The sequence below is a fragment of the Stenotrophomonas sp. SY1 genome (assembly GCF_021202945.1).
Classification (GTDB): Bacteria; Pseudomonadota; Gammaproteobacteria; order Xanthomonadales; family Xanthomonadaceae; genus Stenotrophomonas.
Genome location: NZ_JAJOYR010000001.1, coordinates 1,195,075 through 1,215,559, shown reverse-complemented (window position 1 = coordinate 1,215,559; position 20,485 = coordinate 1,195,075). Strand labels below are relative to the sequence as shown.

Annotated in this window: 14 protein-coding genes; 2 read left to right on the top strand and 12 right to left on the bottom strand. The window is 63.1% G+C overall.

Going from position 1 to position 20,485, the window contains the following annotated elements; genetic code table 11:
• Positions 1 to 103: 103 nt before the first annotated feature.
• Positions 104 to 1,105: a type I glyceraldehyde-3-phosphate dehydrogenase gene (gene gap / locus LR961_RS04935; RefSeq protein ID WP_232147311.1), complete on the bottom strand. Its 1,002-nt coding sequence runs from the start codon at positions 1,103 to 1,105 to the stop codon at positions 104 to 106.
• Positions 1,106 to 1,316: 211 nt separating this feature from the next.
• Between gap and LR961_RS04930 the strand changes: the two genes are divergently transcribed.
• Together LR961_RS04930 and LR961_RS04925 are read left to right on the top strand one after the other, a co-directional pair.
• Positions 1,317 to 1,961: an OmpW family outer membrane protein gene (locus LR961_RS04930; RefSeq protein ID WP_232147310.1), complete on the top strand. Its 645-nt coding sequence runs from the start codon at positions 1,317 to 1,319 to the stop codon at positions 1,959 to 1,961.
• A 199-nt stretch (positions 1,962 to 2,160) separates the two neighbouring features.
• Positions 2,161 to 2,979 (top strand): S1/P1 nuclease, encoded by an 819-nt coding sequence (locus LR961_RS04925; RefSeq protein WP_232147309.1) that lies wholly within the window; start codon positions 2,161 to 2,163, stop codon positions 2,977 to 2,979.
• Positions 2,980 to 3,018: 39 nt separating this feature from the next.
• Here the strand turns inward: LR961_RS04925 and LR961_RS04920 are convergent, their stop codons facing one another.
• From LR961_RS04920 to rplJ, 11 genes are all read right to left on the bottom strand, one after another.
• A complete protein-coding gene (locus LR961_RS04920; RefSeq protein WP_232147308.1) occupies positions 3,019 to 3,591 on the bottom strand; it encodes a hypothetical protein in 573 nt (190 codons plus the stop codon).
• Positions 3,592 to 3,593: 2 nt separating this feature from the next.
• Positions 3,594 to 5,171, bottom strand: coding sequence for a TonB family protein (locus LR961_RS04915; RefSeq protein WP_232147307.1), 1,578 nt, complete (start codon positions 5,169 to 5,171; stop codon positions 3,594 to 3,596).
• Positions 5,158 to 5,529, bottom strand: coding sequence for a BlaI/MecI/CopY family transcriptional regulator (locus tag LR961_RS04910; RefSeq protein WP_232149207.1), 372 nt, complete (start codon positions 5,527 to 5,529; stop codon positions 5,158 to 5,160). Before LR961_RS04910 ends, LR961_RS04915 begins: the two co-directional genes overlap by 14 nt.
• A 345-nt stretch (positions 5,530 to 5,874) precedes the next feature.
• Positions 5,875 to 7,065: an elongation factor Tu gene (gene tuf, locus LR961_RS04905; protein WP_232147306.1), complete on the bottom strand. Its 1,191-nt coding sequence runs from the start codon at positions 7,063 to 7,065 to the stop codon at positions 5,875 to 5,877.
• A gap of 51 nt (positions 7,066 to 7,116) precedes the next feature.
• Positions 7,117 to 9,258 (bottom strand): elongation factor G, encoded by a 2,142-nt coding sequence (gene fusA, locus LR961_RS04900; RefSeq protein WP_232147305.1) that lies wholly within the window; start codon positions 9,256 to 9,258, stop codon positions 7,117 to 7,119.
• A gap of 138 nt (positions 9,259 to 9,396) precedes the next feature.
• A complete protein-coding gene (gene rpsG / locus LR961_RS04895) occupies positions 9,397 to 9,864 on the bottom strand; it encodes a 30S ribosomal protein S7 (RefSeq protein WP_057635971.1) in 468 nt (155 codons plus the stop codon).
• A gap of 10 nt (positions 9,865 to 9,874) precedes the next feature.
• Positions 9,875 to 10,249, bottom strand: coding sequence for a 30S ribosomal protein S12 (gene rpsL / locus LR961_RS04890; protein ID WP_004145320.1), 375 nt, complete (start codon positions 10,247 to 10,249; stop codon positions 9,875 to 9,877).
• 227 nt (positions 10,250 to 10,476) lie between these two features.
• Positions 10,477 to 14,703, bottom strand: coding sequence for a DNA-directed RNA polymerase subunit beta' (gene rpoC / locus LR961_RS04885; RefSeq protein ID WP_232147304.1), 4,227 nt, complete (start codon positions 14,701 to 14,703; stop codon positions 10,477 to 10,479).
• 89 nt (positions 14,704 to 14,792) lie between these two features.
• Positions 14,793 to 18,983, bottom strand: a complete 4,191-nt coding sequence (gene rpoB, locus LR961_RS04880) for a DNA-directed RNA polymerase subunit beta (RefSeq protein WP_232147303.1) — start codon at positions 18,981 to 18,983, stop codon at positions 14,793 to 14,795.
• Positions 18,984 to 19,304: 321 nt separating this feature from the next.
• The gene (gene rplL, locus LR961_RS04875; protein ID WP_232147302.1) at positions 19,305 to 19,670 is read right to left on the bottom strand and encodes a 50S ribosomal protein L7/L12; all 366 of its coding nucleotides are present in this window, start codon (positions 19,668 to 19,670) and stop codon (positions 19,305 to 19,307) included.
• 63 nt (positions 19,671 to 19,733) lie between these two features.
• On the bottom strand, positions 19,734 to 20,267 hold the full coding sequence (gene rplJ / locus LR961_RS04870; protein WP_232147301.1) for a 50S ribosomal protein L10: 534 nt from the start codon (positions 20,265 to 20,267) through the stop codon (positions 19,734 to 19,736).
• Between the last annotated feature and the right edge of the window lie 218 nt (positions 20,268 to 20,485).

The window sequence follows — 20,485 nt, the reverse complement described above, 5'->3', positions numbered from 1 at the left end:
AAAGCCCCTGCGGAGCATGGCTGCGCTCTACCCCCACCCCGACTGCCCGCCCCAAAAAAAGGGCGCCCGAAGGCGCCCTTTTTTCATTCATGCCAGCTGCGGATCAGGCGGCGACAACGCGCACCATTTCCAGGCACTTGTTGGAATAGCCCCACTCGTTGTCGTACCAGCTGACCAGCTTGACGAAGGTGCCGTCCAGGGCGATGCCGGCTTCGGCATCGAACACCGAGGTGTGGGTCTCGCCACGGAAGTCGGTCGCCACGACCTTGTCTTCGGTGTAGCCCAGGATGCCCTTCAGCGCGCCTTCGCTCTGTGCCTTCACTTCGGCGCAGATTTCGGCGTAGGTGGCTTCCTTCTCCAGCTCGACGGTCAGGTCGACCACCGACACGTCCGAGGTCGGCACGCGGAAGCTCATACCCGTGAGCTTCTTGTTCAGTTCCGGGATCACCACGCCGACAGCCTTGGCTGCACCGGTGGAGGACGGAATGATGTTTTCCAGGATGCCGCGACCACCGCGCCAGTCCTTGTTGGACGGGCCGTCAACGGTCTTCTGCGTGGCGGTAGCCGCGTGCACGGTGGTCATCAGGCCGCGCTTGATGCCCCACTTGTCGTTGATGACCTTGGCCAGCGGGGCCAGGCAGTTGGTGGTGCACGAAGCGTTGGAGATGATCGCCTGGCCGGCGTAGGTCTTGTCGTTGACGCCGAACACGAACATCGGCGTGTCGTCCTTGGACGGGGCCGACAGGATCACCTTCTTGGCGCCGGCATCGATGTGCTTCTGCGCGGTTTCCTTGGTCAGGAACAGGCCGGTGGACTCGATCACCACGTCCACGCCCACTTCGTCCCACTTCAGGTTGGCCGGGTCGCGCTCCTGGGTCAGGCGGATCTTCTTGCCATTGACCAGCAGGTTGTTGCCTTCGACGGCCACGTCGGCCTTGAAACGGCCGTGCACGGAGTCGTACTTGAGCATGTAGGCCAGGTAATCCGGCTCCAGCAGATCGTTGATGGCCACGATCTCGATGTCGTTGCCGAAGTTCAGCACTGCCGAACGCAGCACGTTGCGCCCGATGCGCCCGAAACCGTTGATGCCGACCTTGATTGCCATGTTCACAAGCTCCTGCAGCCGCAAGCCCGTTGCGGCGGGGGTTGAAAGGGGCCGCCATTCTAGCAGGACCGGCCGCATTCACTGACCCTGCGATGCGCACCGTGGGGCTGACCGCCAGCTGAGCGCCGGGTGGTGTTTGATCAGGATCAAAGCGGCTTCGGGGTCCCGCCGGGACACTGGCCCCACCTCCACCACGTAACGGAATTACAACATGCGCAAGACCTCCGCCCTGTTGCTCTCCGGCCTGGCCGCCGCCATGGCCCTGGCCGCCGCCCCCGCCATGGCCCAGTCCAAGGGCGACTGGACGCTGGGCGTCGGCGTCCACGCCGTCGACCCGAAGTCCGACGCCGGCGACCTGAACGGCTCGGCCCTGGGCCTTGGCGCGCTGCCGACCAAGGTCGACAGCGACGTCAAGCCGACCGTCACCTTCGAGTACTTCGTCGCCGACAACGTGGGCATCGAAGTGCTGGCAGCGCTGCCGTTCAAGCATGAAATCAGCATCGACGGCGTCGGCAAGGTCGGTGAAACCAAGCAGCTGCCGCCGGTGGTCTCGCTGCAGTACCACTTCGCCAACAGCAGCAAGGTCACCCCGTTCGTCGGCCTGGGTGTTAACTACACCAAGTTCTTCAGCACCGACAGCAAGGGCGCCCTGGAAGGCACCAAGCTGAGGCTGGAAGACTCCTGGGGCCTGGCCGCGCACGCCGGCCTGGACTTCGCGCTGAGCGAGAAGGGCGCACTGCGCGTGGACCTGCGCTGGGCCGACATCGACACCAAGGTGAAGGTCAACGGCAACAAGCTGGGCACCGCCAAGATCGACCCGCTGGTATACGGCATGGCCTACGTCTTCAAGTTCTGAGTATCCGCACCGGATACTCCACACAGCGTTCCGCAGCACTATTGCCCCGGGCATGCGCCGGGGCTTTTTTCATCACCGCCGTACCTGCCTGACACGGTTATCCGAACATGTTCGCGTGGCGTCATCGGCAGCGCGCCGGCAACGGTCACAGCCAGATCACGACAAGCAGGCCTGCAATGGCGCCGCTAAGATACCGGCAATGAAAATCGCCGCATTGATTCCCGCCGCGCTGGCCCTGTCCCTTGTCACCACCGACGCCCATGCCTGGGGCGCGCAGGGCCACCGACTGGTGGCACGCATCGCCGAACCCGAGCTCAATCCGCGCGCCAAGGCTGAAGTCGACCGCCTGCTCGCACTGGAACCCGGCGCCGCCCTGGACAGCATCGCGCCGTGGGCCGACCAGTTGCGCGCGCAGGATCCGGACCTGGGCAGGCGTTCGGCAGGCTGGCATTACATCAACATGGCCGAAGGCGGCTGCACCTACGATCCGGCCCAGCACTGCCGCAACGGCAATTGCGTCGTGCAGGCACTGAAGGACCAGGGCGCACTGCTCGCCAACCCGCAGCTTCCCGATGCACAGCGCCTGCAGGCACTGAAATTCGTGGTGCATCTGGTCGGCGACATCCATCAGCCGCTGCACGCCGGCTATGGCCATGACCGTGGCGGCAACACCTACCAGCTGCAGTACGGCGGTCGCGGTACCAACCTGCATTCGGTCTGGGACAGCGGCATGTTCTATACCCAGCAACGCGACGACGCGCAGTTCCTGGCGCACCTGCTCACCCTGCCCGTCGTCACCGACGACAGCCGTCCAAACCTGCAGCGCAGCGCCGCACCCTGGGCCGAGCAGACCTGCCGCATCGCCATCCGCAAGGGCCTGTATCCCAGTGGCCACAAGATCGACGAAGACTACGCCGACACCTGGCGCCCGGTCGCCGAGGCGCAGGTACGGTTGGCTGGCGAACGCCTTGCAGCGGTGTTGAACGAACTGCTCGGCCAGCCCGCAGCGCAGCCCTGATCACCACGTCTGCCGCGCTCATGCGGCAGGCAGCAAGACTCAGCGCAGCCCGCCCCGCGTGCGCACCGTCGCCCGGCCCTGCTCCACTTCAAACGTGAAGGCATAGGCCAGCGTGACCGGCACCGTTTCCACCTGCATGGCACCGCTGCAATCACCGGATGCAGCAGGCACGCTGCCAGCCGCAAAGTGGCAAACCGCGGCCGGTTGGAAACTCCACCGCGACGTTGCCGCCACTGCCGCCTGCAGCAGCAGTGCATGTTGTGACTGTGCGCCCGCGCCACATTGCGAATGCGCCAGCAGCGGCTCGGTGCGCAACACACTGCCGTCGGCATCCACGATTACCCGCACGCACAATGTGGTGGGCGGCAAGGAACGTTGCGCGTAGCCGGGCGGAAGCTCCGGCGGGGCAGCCCGAATCGGCTCCGGCATACGGAACGCCTCCGTCGGCGCCAACCGGTAAGGCTCAATGGCGCCCGCGGCACCGGCGCCCAGTTCCTCGTTCAGCAGTTGCTGGTTGATGTTGTAGCTGCCGTCCGCCACTTCTTCGTCGCGCGGCACGCTGGCGCAGCCGGTCAGCCCCAACAACAGCGCTGCAGCGATGCACCTGCGCATGCTCACCCCCCGTTGCCGGGATCAGCCTGCGCTGCGCTTTCGTCGAGATCAAACTGGACCGGCACCTGGATCCTGCCGGCCACGGCCTTACCGTCCCTCTGTGCCGGCGTGAAAACCCATTGCCGTGCAGCAGCCACCGCAGCGGCATCGAACACGCCCAGCGGCTGGGACTCGCCCACCCTGACGTCGGCAACCTTGCCCTGTGCATCCACGTCGATGTACAGCAGCACCTTGCCGGTAATGCCCTGGGCGAACGCTTCCTTCGGATAGGTCGGCGGCGACATGCGTTCGGTGATTGGCATCGAGTCTCCCGACTCCGGCTCGGCGGTGATCCTTCCGGCCGCTACCGGCGCGCGTGCTGCCAGCGAGGAGGAACGCAGCTCCAGGGCCAGCAGCGAACGGCCGTCCGACGTGGAGACTTCAATCCCTGCCGGCTTGTCCGCTTCCACCAGCAGGGTCGGAGATGACACCAACGCACCGTCGGCTTTCAGACTGCCCTTCAAACGCAGCAGGCCACTATCCGCCGGCTCCACGATGAACTCCGCCTCCCATTCCACCCCCTTGCCCGAGCGCAGCTTGAAGGCAAACGGCATGCCCGCCGCCTGCCGCAGCTCGAAGCGTTGCTGGCTGCCATCGGCAGTGGCCTGCACGAAGGTGGCATACAACTCACCTTCGGCCGATGACTCCTGCCGTACCGGCTGCGCCGCCCACGCCGCGTAGCCCAGTCCCGACGACAACACGGTCGCCAGCATCAACATCAAGACCCACTGCTTCCTGCCTGGAACCGGACGCTTCAACATCTCAATACGCTCCTTCAAGGGATGGTTGTTCTGCCAGTGGCAACCCACCGGCAACGGGAACGACGCCAAACCGGTCTTGAGCATGGCCTGGCCATAACAGCGGCGATCACCGGCCGCGCGCGCAACGACACGCTCGTCGCAGGACAACTCCTGGTCTTCCCGGCAACGTCGCAATGCGATCAGCAGCAACGGGTTGAACCAGTACACGCAGTGCAACAGCGCCAACATCGCGTTCACCGCGATGTCGCCACGACGCAGGTGCAGGCGTTCGTGCAGCAACACCAGCTCCTGCTCGCGCGCGGTGTATCGCTGTTCGAAGTCCTCCGGCAGCACGATCCTCGGCCGCAACAACCCCATTGCTGCCGGCAGGCCGGCGACGACCTGTGCCTGCCAGCAACCATCCCCGCAGGGGACCAGCTCACCCAGCCCACGCAGGAAGCGGCGCTGCTGGCCGAACAGCACGACGGCCATCAGCAACGCACCAAGCAGCCAGACCAGGATCAGCCACAGCGACCAATGCAGTGCGCTCGTCGTTGTCACCGCTGACATTTCCCCCAACCGGGTCACCGCACCACTGACCACCATCGGAACCGGGGCCACACGTGGTGCCGGCAGCAGCACCGCCAGCATCGCCACCGGCAACAGCAACCACAGCAGGTACGCCGCGCTGGCTCCGAGCCGTTTGCGCACCGGCCGACGCAGCAGCAACACCAGCAGCACCGCCACGCTGCTCGCCAGCGTGGTTTCAAACAGCGCCGCGAGGAACTCAGTGCTGTTCATCATCAAGCTCCTCAAGCAGCTTGCGCAGCTGCGCCACGTCATCGCGGCTGAGTCGTCGGTGTTGGCTGAAATGCGCCACCAAGGGGGCAACGCGGCCATCAAACAGGCGGTCCAGCAGGCTGCTGCTTTCCTCCAGCACCCACGCGTCACGCTCGACCAGCGGCGTGTACAGATAGCGCCGGCCCTGTTTCTGCGCCTCGATCGCGCCCTTGTTGAGCAGCCGGTTGAGCAGGGTTTTGACCGTCGCCTCGGCCCAGTCATTGCCGCCCGGCAAACGCGCCATCACCTCGTCGGCGGACAGCGGATGCTGCCCCCACAACACCTCCATGACGACCGCTTCGGCTTCGCTGATCCTGATCATCGTTTACGCTCGTAATTTTTATCGATTACATTGGTAAACGGAACTGATGTCAAGCCGCTCCCGGCAACAGCTTCGACCGACCAGCTCGGCCTGGAACCACAGGGGCCAAAGCTTCGGATATCAAGAAGCAACCAACCGTATGCCCGCTTTGACCGTCTGCGCCAAGGCCTCGGTGCCAGATCACGCCGCCGACCACAGGCCACCAGCTCGCCCCTCGCATCGCCGTGGCACCGGGCCCACGCGCATGACTGCGCCTGGCTCCCACCGGGCAGGACACAAAAAAAGGGCGGCCCGAAGGCCGCCCTTTTCTACACCTTGCTTCCCGAAGGAAACGCAGCGGTATTACTTGATGATCTTGGCAACCACGCCGGCGCCGACGGTACGGCCGCCTTCGCGGATAGCGAAGCGCAGACCTTCGTCCATTGCCACCGGGTTGATCAGGGTGACCGACATCTTCACGTTGTCACCCGGCATCACCATCTCGACGCCTTCCGGCAGTTCGCAAGCGCCGGTGATGTCGGTGGTACGGAAGTAGAACTGCGGACGGTAGCCCTTGAAGAACGGGGTGTGACGGCCGCCTTCGTCCTTCGACAGCACGTACACTTCGGCGTCGAACTGGGTGTGCGGGGTGATCGAACCCGGCTTGGCCAGAACCTGGCCGCGCTCGACGTCGTCACGCTTGGTGCCGCGCAGCAGCAGACCGGCGTTGTCACCTGCCTGACCCTGGTCCAGCAGCTTGCGGAACATTTCCACGCCGGTGACGGTGGTCTTCTGGGTCGGACGGATACCGACGATTTCGATTTCGTCGCCCACCTTGATGATGCCGCGCTCGATACGACCGGTCACCACGGTGCCGCGGCCCGAGATCGAGAACACGTCTTCCACCGGCATCAGGAACGGCTTGTCGACGTCACGCTCCGGGGTCGGGATCCAGCTGTCCAGTGCATCGACCAGCTTCAGGATGGCCGGCACGCCGATGTCGCTCTGGTCGCCTTCCAGCGCCAGACGGGCCGAACCGTGCACGATCGGGGTGTCGTCGCCCGGGAAGTCGTACTTGCTCAGCAGCTCGCGGACTTCCATCTCAACCAGTTCCAGCAGCTCGGCATCGTCAACCATGTCGGCCTTGTTCAGGAACACGACGATGTACGGCACGCCGACCTGACGCGACAGCAGGATGTGCTCGCGGGTCTGCGGCATCGGGCCGTCAGCGGCCGAGCACACCAGGATCGCGCCGTCCATCTGGGCAGCACCGGTGATCATGTTCTTGACGTAGTCAGCATGGCCCGGGCAATCCACGTGGGCGTAGTGACGGTTGGCCGATTCGTACTCAACGTGCGCGGTCGAGATCGTGATACCACGAGCCTTCTCTTCCGGCGCGGCGTCGATCGCCGAGTAGTCCTTGAACTCGCCACCGAAACGCTCTGCACCGATCTTGGTCAGTGCGGCGGTCAGCGTGGTCTTGCCATGGTCGACGTGGCCGATGGTGCCGACGTTGACGTGCGGCTTATTACGTTCGAACTTACCCTTGGACATTGTAGTTCCTTGATTATCTGAAATTTGATGGGAGAGCCTGAGTCAGTTGACTCAGGCCTTCTTGATGACGGTTTCGGCGATGTTGTTCGGCGCCGGCTCGTAGTGGTCGAACTCCATCGTGAAGGTTGCGCGACCCTGGGTCTGCGAACGCAGCGCGGTGGCGTAACCAAACATTTCGCCCAGCGGGATCATCGCGTTGATGATGCTGGCCGAACCGTCACCGGTGGTGCCCGAACCCTGCAGGACGCCACGACGGCGGCTCACGTCGCCCATCACGTCACCCTGGTAATCCTCCGGAGTCACGATCTCGACCTTCATGATCGGCTCCAGCAGCACCGGCTTGGCCTTGGCGAAGCCCTGCTTGAAGGCCATCGACGAGGCGAGCTTGAACGCCATTTCCGACGAGTCAACGTCGTGGTACGAACCAAACACCAGCTTGACCTTGACGTCCACCACCGGGAAGCCAGCCAGCGGACCGCTGGTGATGGTTTCGCGCAGGCCCTTTTCCACGGAAGGAATGAATTCCTTCGGGATCACGCCACCGGTGATGTCGTTGATGAACAGGAAGTCGTCCTTGATGGCGGCAGCCAGCTTCGGATCGGCGCGGTCTTCAGCGGTGATCGGCGACAGCTCGATCACGACGTGACCGTACTGACCCTTACCACCGGACTGCTTGGCGTGCTTGTAATCCGACTTGACGTCAGCGGCCTGGATGGTTTCGCGGTACGCAACCTGCGGCTTGCCCACGTTGGCTTCAACGTTGAACTCGCGCTTGAGGCGGTCAACGATGATGTCCAGGTGCAGTTCGCCCATGCCCGAGATGATCGTCTGGCCGGATTCTTCGTCGGTCTTCACGCGGAACGACGGATCTTCCTGCGCCAGGCGGCCCAGAGCCAGACCCATCTTTTCCTGGTCGGACTTGGTCTTCGGCTCGACAGCCATCGAGATCACCGGCTCCGGGAACACCATGCGCTCCAGCACGATCGGTGCATCGATCGAGCACAGCGTGTCACCGGTGGTGGTGTCCTTCAGACCCACAGCCGCGGCGATGTCACCGGCCAACACTTCCTTGATTTCTTCGCGGTTGTTGGAGTGCATCTGCAGGATGCGGCCAATGCGCTCCTTCTTGTTCTTCACCGAGTTCAGCACGGTGTCGCCGCCATTCAGCGTGCCCGAGTAGACACGGAAGAAGGTCAGCGCGCCCACGAACGGGTCGGTGATGATCTTGAACGCCAGCGACGAGAACGGAGCCTTGTCGTCGGACTTGCGGGTCATCTCGATGGTGTCATCGTCGACGTCCACGCCCTTCACGTCCGGCACGTCGACCGGCGACGGCAGCAGCTGGATCACGCCGTCGAGCATGGCCTGCACGCCCTTGTTCTTGAACGCCGAGCCGCAGAACATCGGCACGATTTCCACAGCCAGCGTACGGGTACGCAGCGCTTCGATGATTTCAGCCTCGGCCAGCTCTTCGCCGCCCAGGTACTTTTCCATCAGCTCTTCGCTGGCTTCAGCCGCGGTCTCGATCATGAAGGTGCGGGCTTCTTCAGCCTGCGCCTGCAGTTCAGCCGGGATTTCGCCGTACTCGAACTTCATGCCCTGCGAGGCTTCATCCCAATGGATGGCCTTCATCTTGAGCAGGTCGACAACGCCCTTGAAGCCTTCTTCAGCGCCGATCGGCAGCTGCATCGGCACGGCGACGGCGCCGAGCTTGGCCTTCAGCTGGTCACGGACCTTGAAGAAGTTCGCGCCGGTGCGGTCCATCTTGTTGACGAACGCAATGCGCGGCACCTGGTACTTGTTGGCCTGGCGCCATACGGTTTCCGACTGCGGCTGCACGCCACCGACGGCGCACAGCACAAACACGGCACCGTCGAGCACGCGCAGCGAACGCTCGACTTCGATGGTGAAGTCAACGTGCCCGGGGGTGTCGATGATGTTGAAGCGATGCTCCGGCAGGGACTTGTCCATGCCCTTCCAGAACGCGGTGGTGGCAGCGGACTGGATCGTGATGCCACGTTCCTGCTCCTGCTCCATCCAGTCCATGGTGGCGGCGCCGTCGTGCACTTCACCGAGCTTGTGGCTCTTACCGGTGTAGAACAGGATGCGCTCGGACGTGGTGGTCTTGCCGGCATCGATGTGAGCCATGATGCCGAAGTTACGGTAACGCTCGATGGGAGTGGTACGGGCCACGGGGAGCCTCTCAATTTCTTGGAATTCGGATGGCCGAACGCCGCCTTGCGGCGGCCTTCGGATTGACGCGGCGCTCCAAGCGCCACATTGGCACCATTAATGGGTGCCAGGGGCCCTGTTTCCAAGGCCCCCTGGGGATCACCAGCGGTAGTGAGCGAAGGCCTTGTTCGCTTCCGCCATGCGGTGAGTTTCTTCACGCTTCTTGATGGCGCCGCCACGGTTTTCCGAAGCGTCCAGCAGCTCGGCTGCCAGCTTGCGCGGCATGGTGTTTTCACCACGCTTACGAGCCGAATCGATCAGCCAACGCATCGCCAGAGCCATCTTGCGCGAAGCGCGCACTTCGACCGGGACCTGATACGTGGCACCACCGACGCGGCGCGACTTCACTTCAACGCCCGGAGCGACGTTGTCCAGTGCCTTCTGCACCAGCTCAACTGCGTTCGGGTTCTTCTCGCTGATCACATCCATGGCGCCATAGACGATCTTTTCAGCAACGGACTTCTTGCCGCTCAGCATCACCATGTTGATGAAGCGGGCGATGGTTTCACTTCCGTGCTTCGGATCAGGCAGGACCGAACGCTGGGGGGTATTACCTTTACGGGACATGTCTTACTCCTCAGGCCTTCGGACGCTTGGCGCCGTACTTGGAACGCGCCTGGCGACGCTTGGCAACGCCGGCGGCGTCGAGCGAGCCACGGACGGTGTGGTAACGCACACCCGGCAGGTCCTTGACGCGACCGCCGCGGATCAGGACCACGGAGTGCTCCTGCAGGTTATGGCCTTCACCACCGATGTAGCTGATGACCTCTTCCTGGTTCGTCAGGCGCACCTTGGCGACCTTACGCAGGGCCGAGTTCGGCTTCTTCGGGGTGGTGGTGTACACGCGCGTGCAGACGCCGCGGCGCTGCGGGCACTTGTCGAGGGCCGGGGAGGCACTCTTGTAGGTGGTCGCTTGCCGCGGCTTGCGTACCAGCTGGTTGATCGTCGCCATCAGTAGGTTCTTCTGATTGGGGCCGTAAAACGGCCATAGGATGCGGAAAATGTAAAGCAGGCCAAATTTTTGGCCTGCTGAGACAGACGATTGTAGCAACCTGTCAAGTACGCGGTCAATTGCGCACCCTCCAGGCCAGCCCTGATCCAGAGCCGTTACAGGGGGGCCTCCGTGCACCCCGTTCAGGTCGAACCGCCGGCCCGCGAACGGACCGGCGAATCTAACTATTACTCTTCGCCACCAGCAGCCTGTTCAGCTTCCGGTGCCGCAACCTCCGACTCGACCACCGCAGCCGTACCGGCCAGGGTTTCGATCTCCGACTCGGTCAGGCCGGAGGCGCCGCGACGGCGCTTGGTGTGGTACGCAAGACCGGTACCCGCCGGAATCAGGCGGCCGACGATCACGTTTTCCTTCAGGCCGCGCAGGTTGTCGGAGGTACCGCGCACGGCAGCCTCGGTCAGCACGCGGGTGGTTTCCTGGAACGATGCGGCCGAGATGAACGACTCGGTCGCCAGCGACGCCTTGGTGATGCCCAGCAGCACCGGATCGAACTGCGCCGGCAGCTCGTTGCGGGCAACCAGCTTGGCATTCTCCTCGATCACGCGCTGACGTTCAGCCTGTTCGCCGTTCAGGAACTTGCTGCTGCCCTGATCGGTGATTTCAACCTTGCGCAGCATCTGACGCGAGATCACTTCGATGTGCTTGTCGTTGATCTTCACGCCCTGCAGGCGGTACACGTCCTGGATTTCCTTGACCAGGTAGCGCGCCAGCTCTTCCACGCCCTTCAGGCGCAGGATGTCCTGCGGGCTCGGCTCGCCGTCCACCACGGTTTCACCGCGGGTCACGTGTTCACCTTCGAACACGATGATCTGACGGTACTTCGGAATCAGCTCTTCGTGCTCGGAACCATCGGTGTCCTTGATGATCAGGCGCTGCTTGCCCTTGGTGTCCTTGCCGAAGCTGATGATGCCCGAACGCTCGGCCAGGATCGCCGGATCCTTCGGCTTGCGTGCTTCGAACAAGTCGGCCACGCGCGGCAGACCACCGGTGATGTCACGGGTCTTCGATGCTTCCTGCGGGATCTTGGCGACCACGTCGCCCACGCCCACCGGGGCGCCATCCTGCAGGTTGACGATCGAACGCGGCGGCAGCAGGTACTGTGCCGGCAGGTCGGTGCCCGGGATGGTCAGGTCATTGCCCTTGCCATCGACGATGCGGACCAGCGGACGCAGATCCTTGGCCTGCGAACCACGACGCTTCGGATCGGTGATTTCACGCGATGCCAGGCCGGTCAGTTCGTCGGTCTTCTCGATGACGGTGATGCCATCGATGAAGTCGATGAAGCGCACGAAACCGGCCACTTCCGACACGATCGGGTGGTTATGCGGATCCCAGTTGGCCACGGTCTGGCCAGCCTTGACCTCGGCACCGTCCTTGACGGTGATGGTCGCGCCGTACGGCAGCTTGTAGCGCTCACGCTCACGGCCATGCGGGTCCAGGACCGACATTTCGCCCGAACGCGACACCGCCACCAGCGCACCGCTGACCTGCTCGACGTGCTTGAGGTTGGAGAACTTCACCGAACCGGTGGTCTTGACGGTGATGTTGTCCACCGCAGCCGCACGCGATGCCGCACCACCGATGTGGAACGTACGCATGGTCAGCTGGGTACCCGGCTCACCGATCGACTGTGCGGCGATGACGCCGACCGCTTCACCGATGTTGACGATGTGGCCACGGGCCAGATCGCGGCCGTAGCAGCGGCCGCAGACGCCGAAGGACGATTCGCAGGTGATGGTCGAGCGGACCTGGATGGTCTGCACGCCGGCATCTTCCAGCTTGGCCACCCACTGCTCGTCGAGCAGCGTGTTGCGGGTGACGATCGGATCTTCGTCGTTGCCCGGCAGGAACACGTCCTCGGCAACCACGCGACCCAGCACGCGATCCTTCAACGGCTCGACCACGTCGCCGCCTTCCACGATCGGAGTCATGGTCAGGCCCTGCGTGGTGCCGCAATCGACTTCGGTGATCACCACGTCCTGTGCCACGTCGACCAGACGACGGGTCAGGTAACCCGAGTTCGCCGTCTTCAGCGCGGTATCGGCCAGACCCTTACGGGCACCGTGGGTGGAGTTGAAGTACTCCTGCACGTTCAGGCCTTCACGGAAGTTCGCCTTAATCGGCGTCTCGATGATCGAGCCATCCGGACGCGCCATCAGGCCACGCATACCGGCCAGCTGACGGATCTGCGCCTGGCTACCACGCGCACCGGAGTCGGCCATGATGTACAGCGAGTTCATCGACTTCTGGTCGACCAGCTCACCGTCGCTGCCCACGACCTTTTCGGTACCGATGGTTTCCATCATCGCCTTGGCGATGCGCTCATTGGTGCGCGACCAGATGTCGACCACCTTGTTGTAGCGCTCGCCGGCGGTGACCAGGCCGGACTGGTACTGCTCCTGGATTTCCAGCACTTCGGCTTCAGCTTCGCCCAGGATGCCCTTCTTCTCCGACGGGATCAGCATGTCGTCGATACCGATCGACACGCCGGCGCGGGTTGCGTAGGCGTAACCGGTGTACATCAGCTTGTCGGCGAACACCACGGTGTCCTTCAGGCCAAGCAGACGGTAGCTCTGGTTGATCAGGCGCGAGATGTTCTTCTTGGTCATCTCGGTGTTGCACAGCTCGAACGGCAGGCCTTCGGGCATGATCTCGCTCAGCAGCGCACGGCCAACGGTCGTGTCCTGGATCGAGGTCTTGGTGACCTTGTTGCCTTCCTCGTCGCGCTCGACCTGGGTGATACGCACCTTGACGCGGGCGTGCAGCTCGACCAGACGGTTGTCATAGGCGCGCTTCACTTCGTCGGTGTTGGCGAAGACCATGCCCTCGCCCTTCTTGTTCACCAGCGAGCGGCTCATGTAGTACAGGCCCAACACCACGTCCTGCGACGGCACGATGATCGGCTCGCCGTTGGCCGGCGACAGGATGTTGTTGGTGGACATCATCAGCGCACGCGCTTCCAGCTGGGCTTCCAGCGAGAGCGGTACGTGGACGGCCATCTGGTCACCGTCGAAGTCGGCGTTGAACGCAGTACAGACCAGCGGGTGCAGCTGGATGGCCTTGCCTTCGATCAACAGCGGTTCGAACGCCTGGATGCCCAGACGGTGCAGGGTCGGTGCGCGGTTCAGCAGCACCGGATGCTCGCGGATGACTTCTTCCAGGACGTCCCAGACTTCACCTTCTTCACGCTCGACCAGCTTCTTGGCGGCCTTGATGGTGGTCGCCAGGCCACGACGCTGCAGCTTGGCGAAGACGAACGGCTTGAACAGTTCCAGCGCCATCTTCTTCGGCAGGCCGCACTGGTGCAGCTTGAGGTACGGACCGACGGTGATCACCGAACGGCCGGAGTAGTCCACGCGCTTGCCCAGCAGGTTCTGACGGAAGCGACCCTGCTTGCCCTTGATCATGTCGGCCAGCGACTTGAGCGGGCGCTTGTTGGTGCCGGTGATGGCACGGCCACGACGGCCGTTGTCCAGCAGGGCGTCAACCGATTCCTGCAGCATGCGCTTTTCGTTGCGCACGATGATGTCCGGAGCGTTGAGCTCCAGCAGGCGGCGCAGACGGTTGTTGCGGTTGATGACGCGGCGGTACAGATCGTTCAGATCCGAGGTCGCGAAGCGGCCACCGTCCAGCGGAACCAGCGGACGCAGGTCCGGCGGCAGCACCGGCAGCACGGTCATCACCATCCACTCCGGACGGTTGCCCGACTCCAGGAAGGCTTCGACCAGCTTGATGCGCTTGGTCAGACGCTTGAGCTTGGTTTCCGAACCGGTCGAGGCGATTTCCTCGCGCAGCTTCACCATTTCGGCCTGCAGGTCGATGGTGCGCAGCAGTTCGTAAACGGCCTCGGCACCCATGGCGGCGTCGAAGTCGTCGCCGTGCTCCTGGCGGGCCTGCAGGTACTGTTCTTCGGTCAGCAGCTGGCGGCGCTCCAGGGCGGTCAGGCCCGGCTCGGTCACCACGTAGGCTTCGAAGTACAGCACGCGCTCGATGTCACGCAGGGTCATGTCCAGCATCAGGCCGATGCGCGACGGCAGCGACTTGAGGAACCAGATGTGCGCGACCGGCGATGCCAGGTCGATGTGGCCCATGCGCTCACGACGCACCTTGGCCAGGGTCACTTCGGTGCCGCACTTTTCGCAGACCACGCCGCGGTGCTTCATGCGCTTGTACTTGCCGCACAGGCACTCGTAGTCCTTGACCGGGCCGAAGATGGCGGCACAGAACAGGCCGTCACGCTCCGGCTTGAAGGTACGGTAGTTGATGGTTTCCGGCTTCTTCACTTCGCCGAAGGACCACGAGCGGATCAGGTCCGGCGAGGCCAGCGCGATCTTGATCGCGTCGAAGTCCAGCGTCTGGCGCTGCTGGTTGAAGAGGTTGAGCAGGTCTTTCATGGTGTTCTCCGAAAGGAGGAATTCTTTGTCGATGGGCTGTCGGTCACTGCTGGCGGCGCTGGTGCATCACTGCACCAGCGCCTGCGCGATCAGTTGTCTTCCAGTTCCATGTTGATGGCCAGCGAGCGGATTTCCTTCACCAACACGTTGAAGGATTCCGGCATGCCCGCGACCATCTCGTGCTCACCGTCGACGATGTTCTTGTACATCTGGTTACGGCCCTGCACGTCATCGGACTTCACCGTCAGCATTTCCTGCAGGGTGTAGGCCGCGCCGTAGGCTTCCAGTGCCCAGACTTCCATTTCACCGAAGCGCTGACCGCCGAACTGCGCCTTGCCGCCCAGCGGCTGCTGGGTGACGAGCGAGTACGGACCGGTCGAACGGGCGTGCATCTTGTCGTCGACCAGGTGGTTCAGCTTCAGGTAGTGCATGTAGCCAACGGTGGTCTGGCGGTCGAACGCCTCGCCGGTGCGGCCGTCATACAGCTGCATCTGCGTCTTGCTTGCGTTGAAGCCGAGCACTTCGGTTTCCGGAGCACCGTCCGGGTAGGCGAGATTCAGCATGACCCGGATCTCTTCCTCGTGGGCACCGTCGAACACCGGGGTTGCCATCGGCACGCCATCGGTCAGGTTCTTGGCCAGGCCGAGCAGCTCTTCGTCGCTGAACTGGCTCAGATCCACGCGATCACCGGCCAGGGCCGAGTCGTGGTTGTAGATCTTGCCCAGGAACTCACGCAGTTCGCTGACAGCGCGCTGCTGCTCCAGCATGCGCTGGATGCGCTTGCCCAGGCCCTTTGCGGCCCAGCCAAGGTGCACTTCCAGGATCTGGCCGATGTTCATACGCGACGGCACGCCCAGCGGGTTCAAGCAGATGTCCACCGTGGTGCCATCGGCCATGTACGGCATGTCCTCGACCGGCACGACGTTGGAAACCACACCCTTGTTGCCGTGGCGACCAGCCATCTTGTCGCCCGGCTGGATGCGGCGCTTCACGGCCAGGAACACCTTGACCATCTTCAGCACGCCCGGTGCCAGATCGTCGCCCTGGGTGATCTTGCCACGCTTGTCGGCGAAGCGACGCTCGAATTCCTTCTCGTGTGCCTGGATCTGCATCTGGGCACGTTCGATGGCTTCGGCTGCGTCGTCATCCTTCATGCGCAGGGTGAACCAGTCGGACTTCTTCAGGCCGTCCAGCAGCGCGTCGGAAACGGTGTCGCCCTTCTTCAGGTTGGCACCGCCGTTGGCTACCTTGCCCACGATCTGCGAACGCAGACGTGCGTAGATGGCCGCTTCCAGGATGCGGAACTGGTCGTCGAAGTCCTTCTTGACGCGCTTGATTTCAGATTCTTCGATCTGACGCGCACGCTTGTCCTTCTCGATGCCGTCGCGGGTGAAGACCTGCACGTCGATGACGGTGCCGTCCATGCCCGGCGGAACGCGCAGCGAGCTGTCCTTAACGTCCGAAGCCTTCTCACCGAAGATGGCGCGCAGCAGCTTCTCTTCCGGGGTCAGCTGGCTTTCGCCCTTCGGCGTCACCTTGCCGACCATGATGTCGCCGGCGCGCACTTCCGCACCGATGTACACCACGCCGGATTCGTCCAGACGGTTCAGCGCCTGCTCGGACACGTTCGGGATGTCGGCGGAGATTTCCTCCGGCCCCAGCTTGGTGTCACGCGCAACGCAGGTCAGTTCTTCGATGTGGATCGTGGTGTAACGATCCTCTTCCACCACGCGCTCGGAGAGCAGGATGGAGTCTTCGAAGTTGTAGCCGTTCCACGGCATGAACGCGATCAGCATGTTCTGGCCCAGAGCCAGCTCACCGATGTCGGTGGACGGGCCGTCAGCCAGCACGTCGCCGCGCGCGATCACGTCACCCACGTTCACCAGCGGACGCTGGTTGATGCAGGTGTTCTGGTTCGAACGGGTGTACTTGATCAGGTTGTAGATATCCACGCCGGCATCTGCGGCGTCGGTGATCTCGTTCTCGTTGACCTTGACCACAATGCGGCCAGCGTCGATCTGCACGATGTCACCGCCACGACGGGCGTTCACGGTCACACCCGAGTCACGCGCCACGGCGCGCTCGATACCGGTACCCACCAGCGGCTTCTGCGCACGCAGGGTCGGCACGGCCTGACGCTGCATGTTGGCGCCCATCAGTGCGCGGTTTGCGTCATCGTGCTCCAGGAACGGAACCAGCGCCGCAGCCACGGACACGGTCTGCATCGGCGAGACGTCCATGAAGTGGACTTCTGCCGGCGGCTTGAGCAGCGACTCACCCTGGTAACGGCACGGCACGAACTGCTCGGTGAGCATGTTCTTGGCATCGGTCAGGGCGTTGGCCTGGGCGATGACGTACTCGTTCTCCTCGATGGCCGACAGGTACTCGACGTCGTCGGTGACCTTGCCGTCCAGCACCTTGCGGTACGGGGTTTCCAGGAAGCCGTACTTGTTGGTGCGTGCGAACACGGCCAGCGAGTTGATCAGGCCGATGTTCGGGCCTTCCGGCGTTTCGATGGTGCAGACGCGGCCGTAATGGGTCGGGTGCACGTCGCGCACTTCGAAGCCGGCACGCTCGCGGGTCAGACCACCCGGGCCCAGTGCGGAAACACGGCGCTTGTGCGTCACTTCCGACAGCGGGTTGTTCTGGTCCATGAACTGCGACAGCTGCGAGGAGCCGAAGAACTCCTTGATGGCAGCGGCGACCGGCTTGGCGTTGATCAGCTCCTGCGGGGTCAAGCCTTCCGACTCGGCCATCGACAGGCGCTCCTTGACCGCGCGCTCGACGCGGACCAGGCCCACGCGGAACACGTTCTCGGCCATTTCGCCGACCGAACGCACGCGACGGTTGCCCAGGTGGTCGATATCGTCAACCACGCCACGGCCGTTGCGGATCTCGGTCAGGACCTTGATCACGTCCAGAATGTCGGAGCCTTCGCCGTGAGCGGCGACCAGGCGCTTGGACTCTTCGTCGTTACGCTCGCCGAAGTACTTCTGGTCGTACAGCACGGCTTCGCCGGTGACTTCCTTGCGGCCGACACGACGGTTGAACTTCATGCGGCCGACCGTGGACAGGTCGTAACGCTCGAAGGTGAAGAACAGGTTGTGGAACAGGTTCTGCGCGGCGTCCTTGGTCGGCGGCTCGCCCGGACGCATCATGCGGTAGATTTCGACCAGCGCTTCAAGCTGCGTCTTGGTCGGATCGATGCGCAGGGTGTTGGACAGATAAGCACCGCGATCCAGGTCGTTCACCCACAGGGTGCCGACCGCATCAACGCCCGCCTTGCGGAAGTTCTGCAGCTGCTCGTCGGTGATTTCGTCGTTGGCCTGGGCCAGCAGCTCACCGGTGTTGGCATCAACCACGTCGTGCGACAGGATGCGGCCGACCAGGTAGTCGTCCGGCACGGCAAGGGCAGCAATGCCCGAAGCCTGCAGCTGCTTGACGTGACGCGCGGTGATGCGCTTGCCGGCTTCCACGATGACCTTGTCACCGTCGGCCAGGTCGAAGCCCAGCGTTTCACCACGCAGACGCTCCGGCACCAGCTCCAGCTGCACGCCTTCGTCCGGGTTGATGTGGAAGGTGTTGACCTCGAAGAACTCGGCCAGCATCTCTTCGTTGTTGTAACCGAGCGCGCGCAGCAGGATCGACACCGGCAGCTTGCGGCGACGGTCGATACGGGTGAACAGCGCGTCCTTCGGGTCGAACTCGAAGTCCAGCCAGGAACCGCGGTAAGGAATGATGCGGGCGCTGTACAGCAGCTTGCCCGAGCTGTGGGTCTTGCCACGGTCGTGGTCGAAGAACACGCCCGGCGAACGGTGCAGCTGCGACACGATGACGCGCTCGGTACCGTTGACGATGAAGGTGCCGTTGTCGGTCATCAGCGGGATTTCACCCAGATAGACCTCCTGCTCCTTCACGTACTTGATCGCCTTGGTGGACGACTCGCGGTCATAGATGACCAGGCGAACAGTCACGCGCAGCGGCGCGCCGTAGCTCATGCCACGCTGGCGGCATTCGCGCTCGTCGAACACCGGATCGCCCAGCTTGTAACCGACATATTCCAGGGCTGCGTTGCCGCTGTAGCTGGAAATCGGGAACACCGACTTCAGAGCAGCGTGCAGGCCGTGGTCCGAACGCTTGGCCGGATCGATGTTTTCCTGCAGGAACTCGCGGTACGAGTCAACCTGAATGGCGAGCAGGAACGGCACCTCGAGGATCGAGCGCTGCTTGCCGAAATCCTTGCGGATGCGCTTTTTTTCGGTGTACGAATAGGACGTCATGAGATCTTCCACCTTGTTGTGCAGGCCGTGCGTCCACGACCCGGAAGGGAACTTTTAAATTGTCAGTTGGAAGTCGCTGGTATTGCCGGCACCAGCACGCCTTCTATTGCTACTTCCAACTGCCAACTCGTCTGCATCCACTCCCCCGCCGCCGCGCCTCGCGCTGACTGACCAGGGTTTGACCGCAGCCCGTGTTGGGCTTTAGTTACCGCGCTTGCCACAACCGAACCGGGTTCGGCGCAACAACGACCAAAGGCCGGGGGTTTACACCCCCAGCCTTGGCTGCATCGCCGCGTATCGGTAGCGATGCAAGGGAACTGATTACTTCAGCTCGACGGTCGCGCCGGCGGCTTCCAGTTCCTTCTTGAACTTGTCGGCGTCTTCCTTCGAAGCGCCTTCCTTCACGACGCCACCGGCTTCGGCCAGATCCTTCGCTTCCTTCAGGCCCAGGCCGGTGATGGCGCGAACGGCCTTAATCACTTCGACCTTCTTGGCGCCGGCATCCTTCAGGATGACGTTGAATTCGGTCTGCTCTTCAACCACAGCAGCCGGGCCGGCAACAGCAACGGCAACCGGGGCAGCGGCGGAAACGCCGAACTTCTCTTCGATGGCCTTGACCAGCTCCATCACTTCCATCAGGGACTTCTCGGCGATAGCGTCGACGATCTGTTCGTTGGTAAGGGACATTTTGATTACCTTTTGAAAATATTCTGGGATGAGGTTCTTTGCAGAACCACTAAGACGTCGAACTTAGGCGGTTTCAGCGGCCGGCTCGGCAGCTTCAGCAGCTGCACCACCATCCTGCTTTTCACCGACAGCCTTGATGGCGCGGGCGAACATGGTCACCGGCTCGGTCAGGACGCGGGCCAGCATGGCCAGGGCCTGATCACGGGTCGGCAGCGATGCCAGCACTTCGACGTGGCTGGCCGGGAAGATTTCCCCGCCGATTGCCACGACCTTCGCCTTCAGCTTGTCGTTGCCCTTTGCTGCATCCTTGATCAGGCGACCGGCTGCGCCGGGCTCCTCAAGCGAAAACGCATACAGCAGCGGACCGGTCATCTGGTCCTTTGCGACTGCGAAATCGGTGCCTTCAACGGCGCGCGCGGCCAGCGTGTTCTTGACAACTTTCAAGAAAACGCCGGTTTCGCGGGCCTGCTTACGCATCGCGGTCATTTGAGCGACCGTGGTGCCAGCGTATTCGGCTGCGATCAAGGAGTGAGCCTTGGCGGCGACGTCTGCCAGTTCGGCGACTACTTCTTGCTTCTGGGACAGATTGAGAGCCATTGCACTCCTCCGTTAAAGCGGGGATCGGGGATGGGTGATTCGGGGTTGACCAGTAGCGACAGCGCCGCTCTTGCCAATCTCCAATACCGAACCTCAAATCCCTGCTTCAAACAAACTCCGTTCACGGCTCCTTGCCGCTTACGGTCCAAGGCGGCATCCGTCCTGGACGCCGGGAGCATCGGGCTGATGCTCCGGTGGTGGCCGTTCTAGACCTGGAG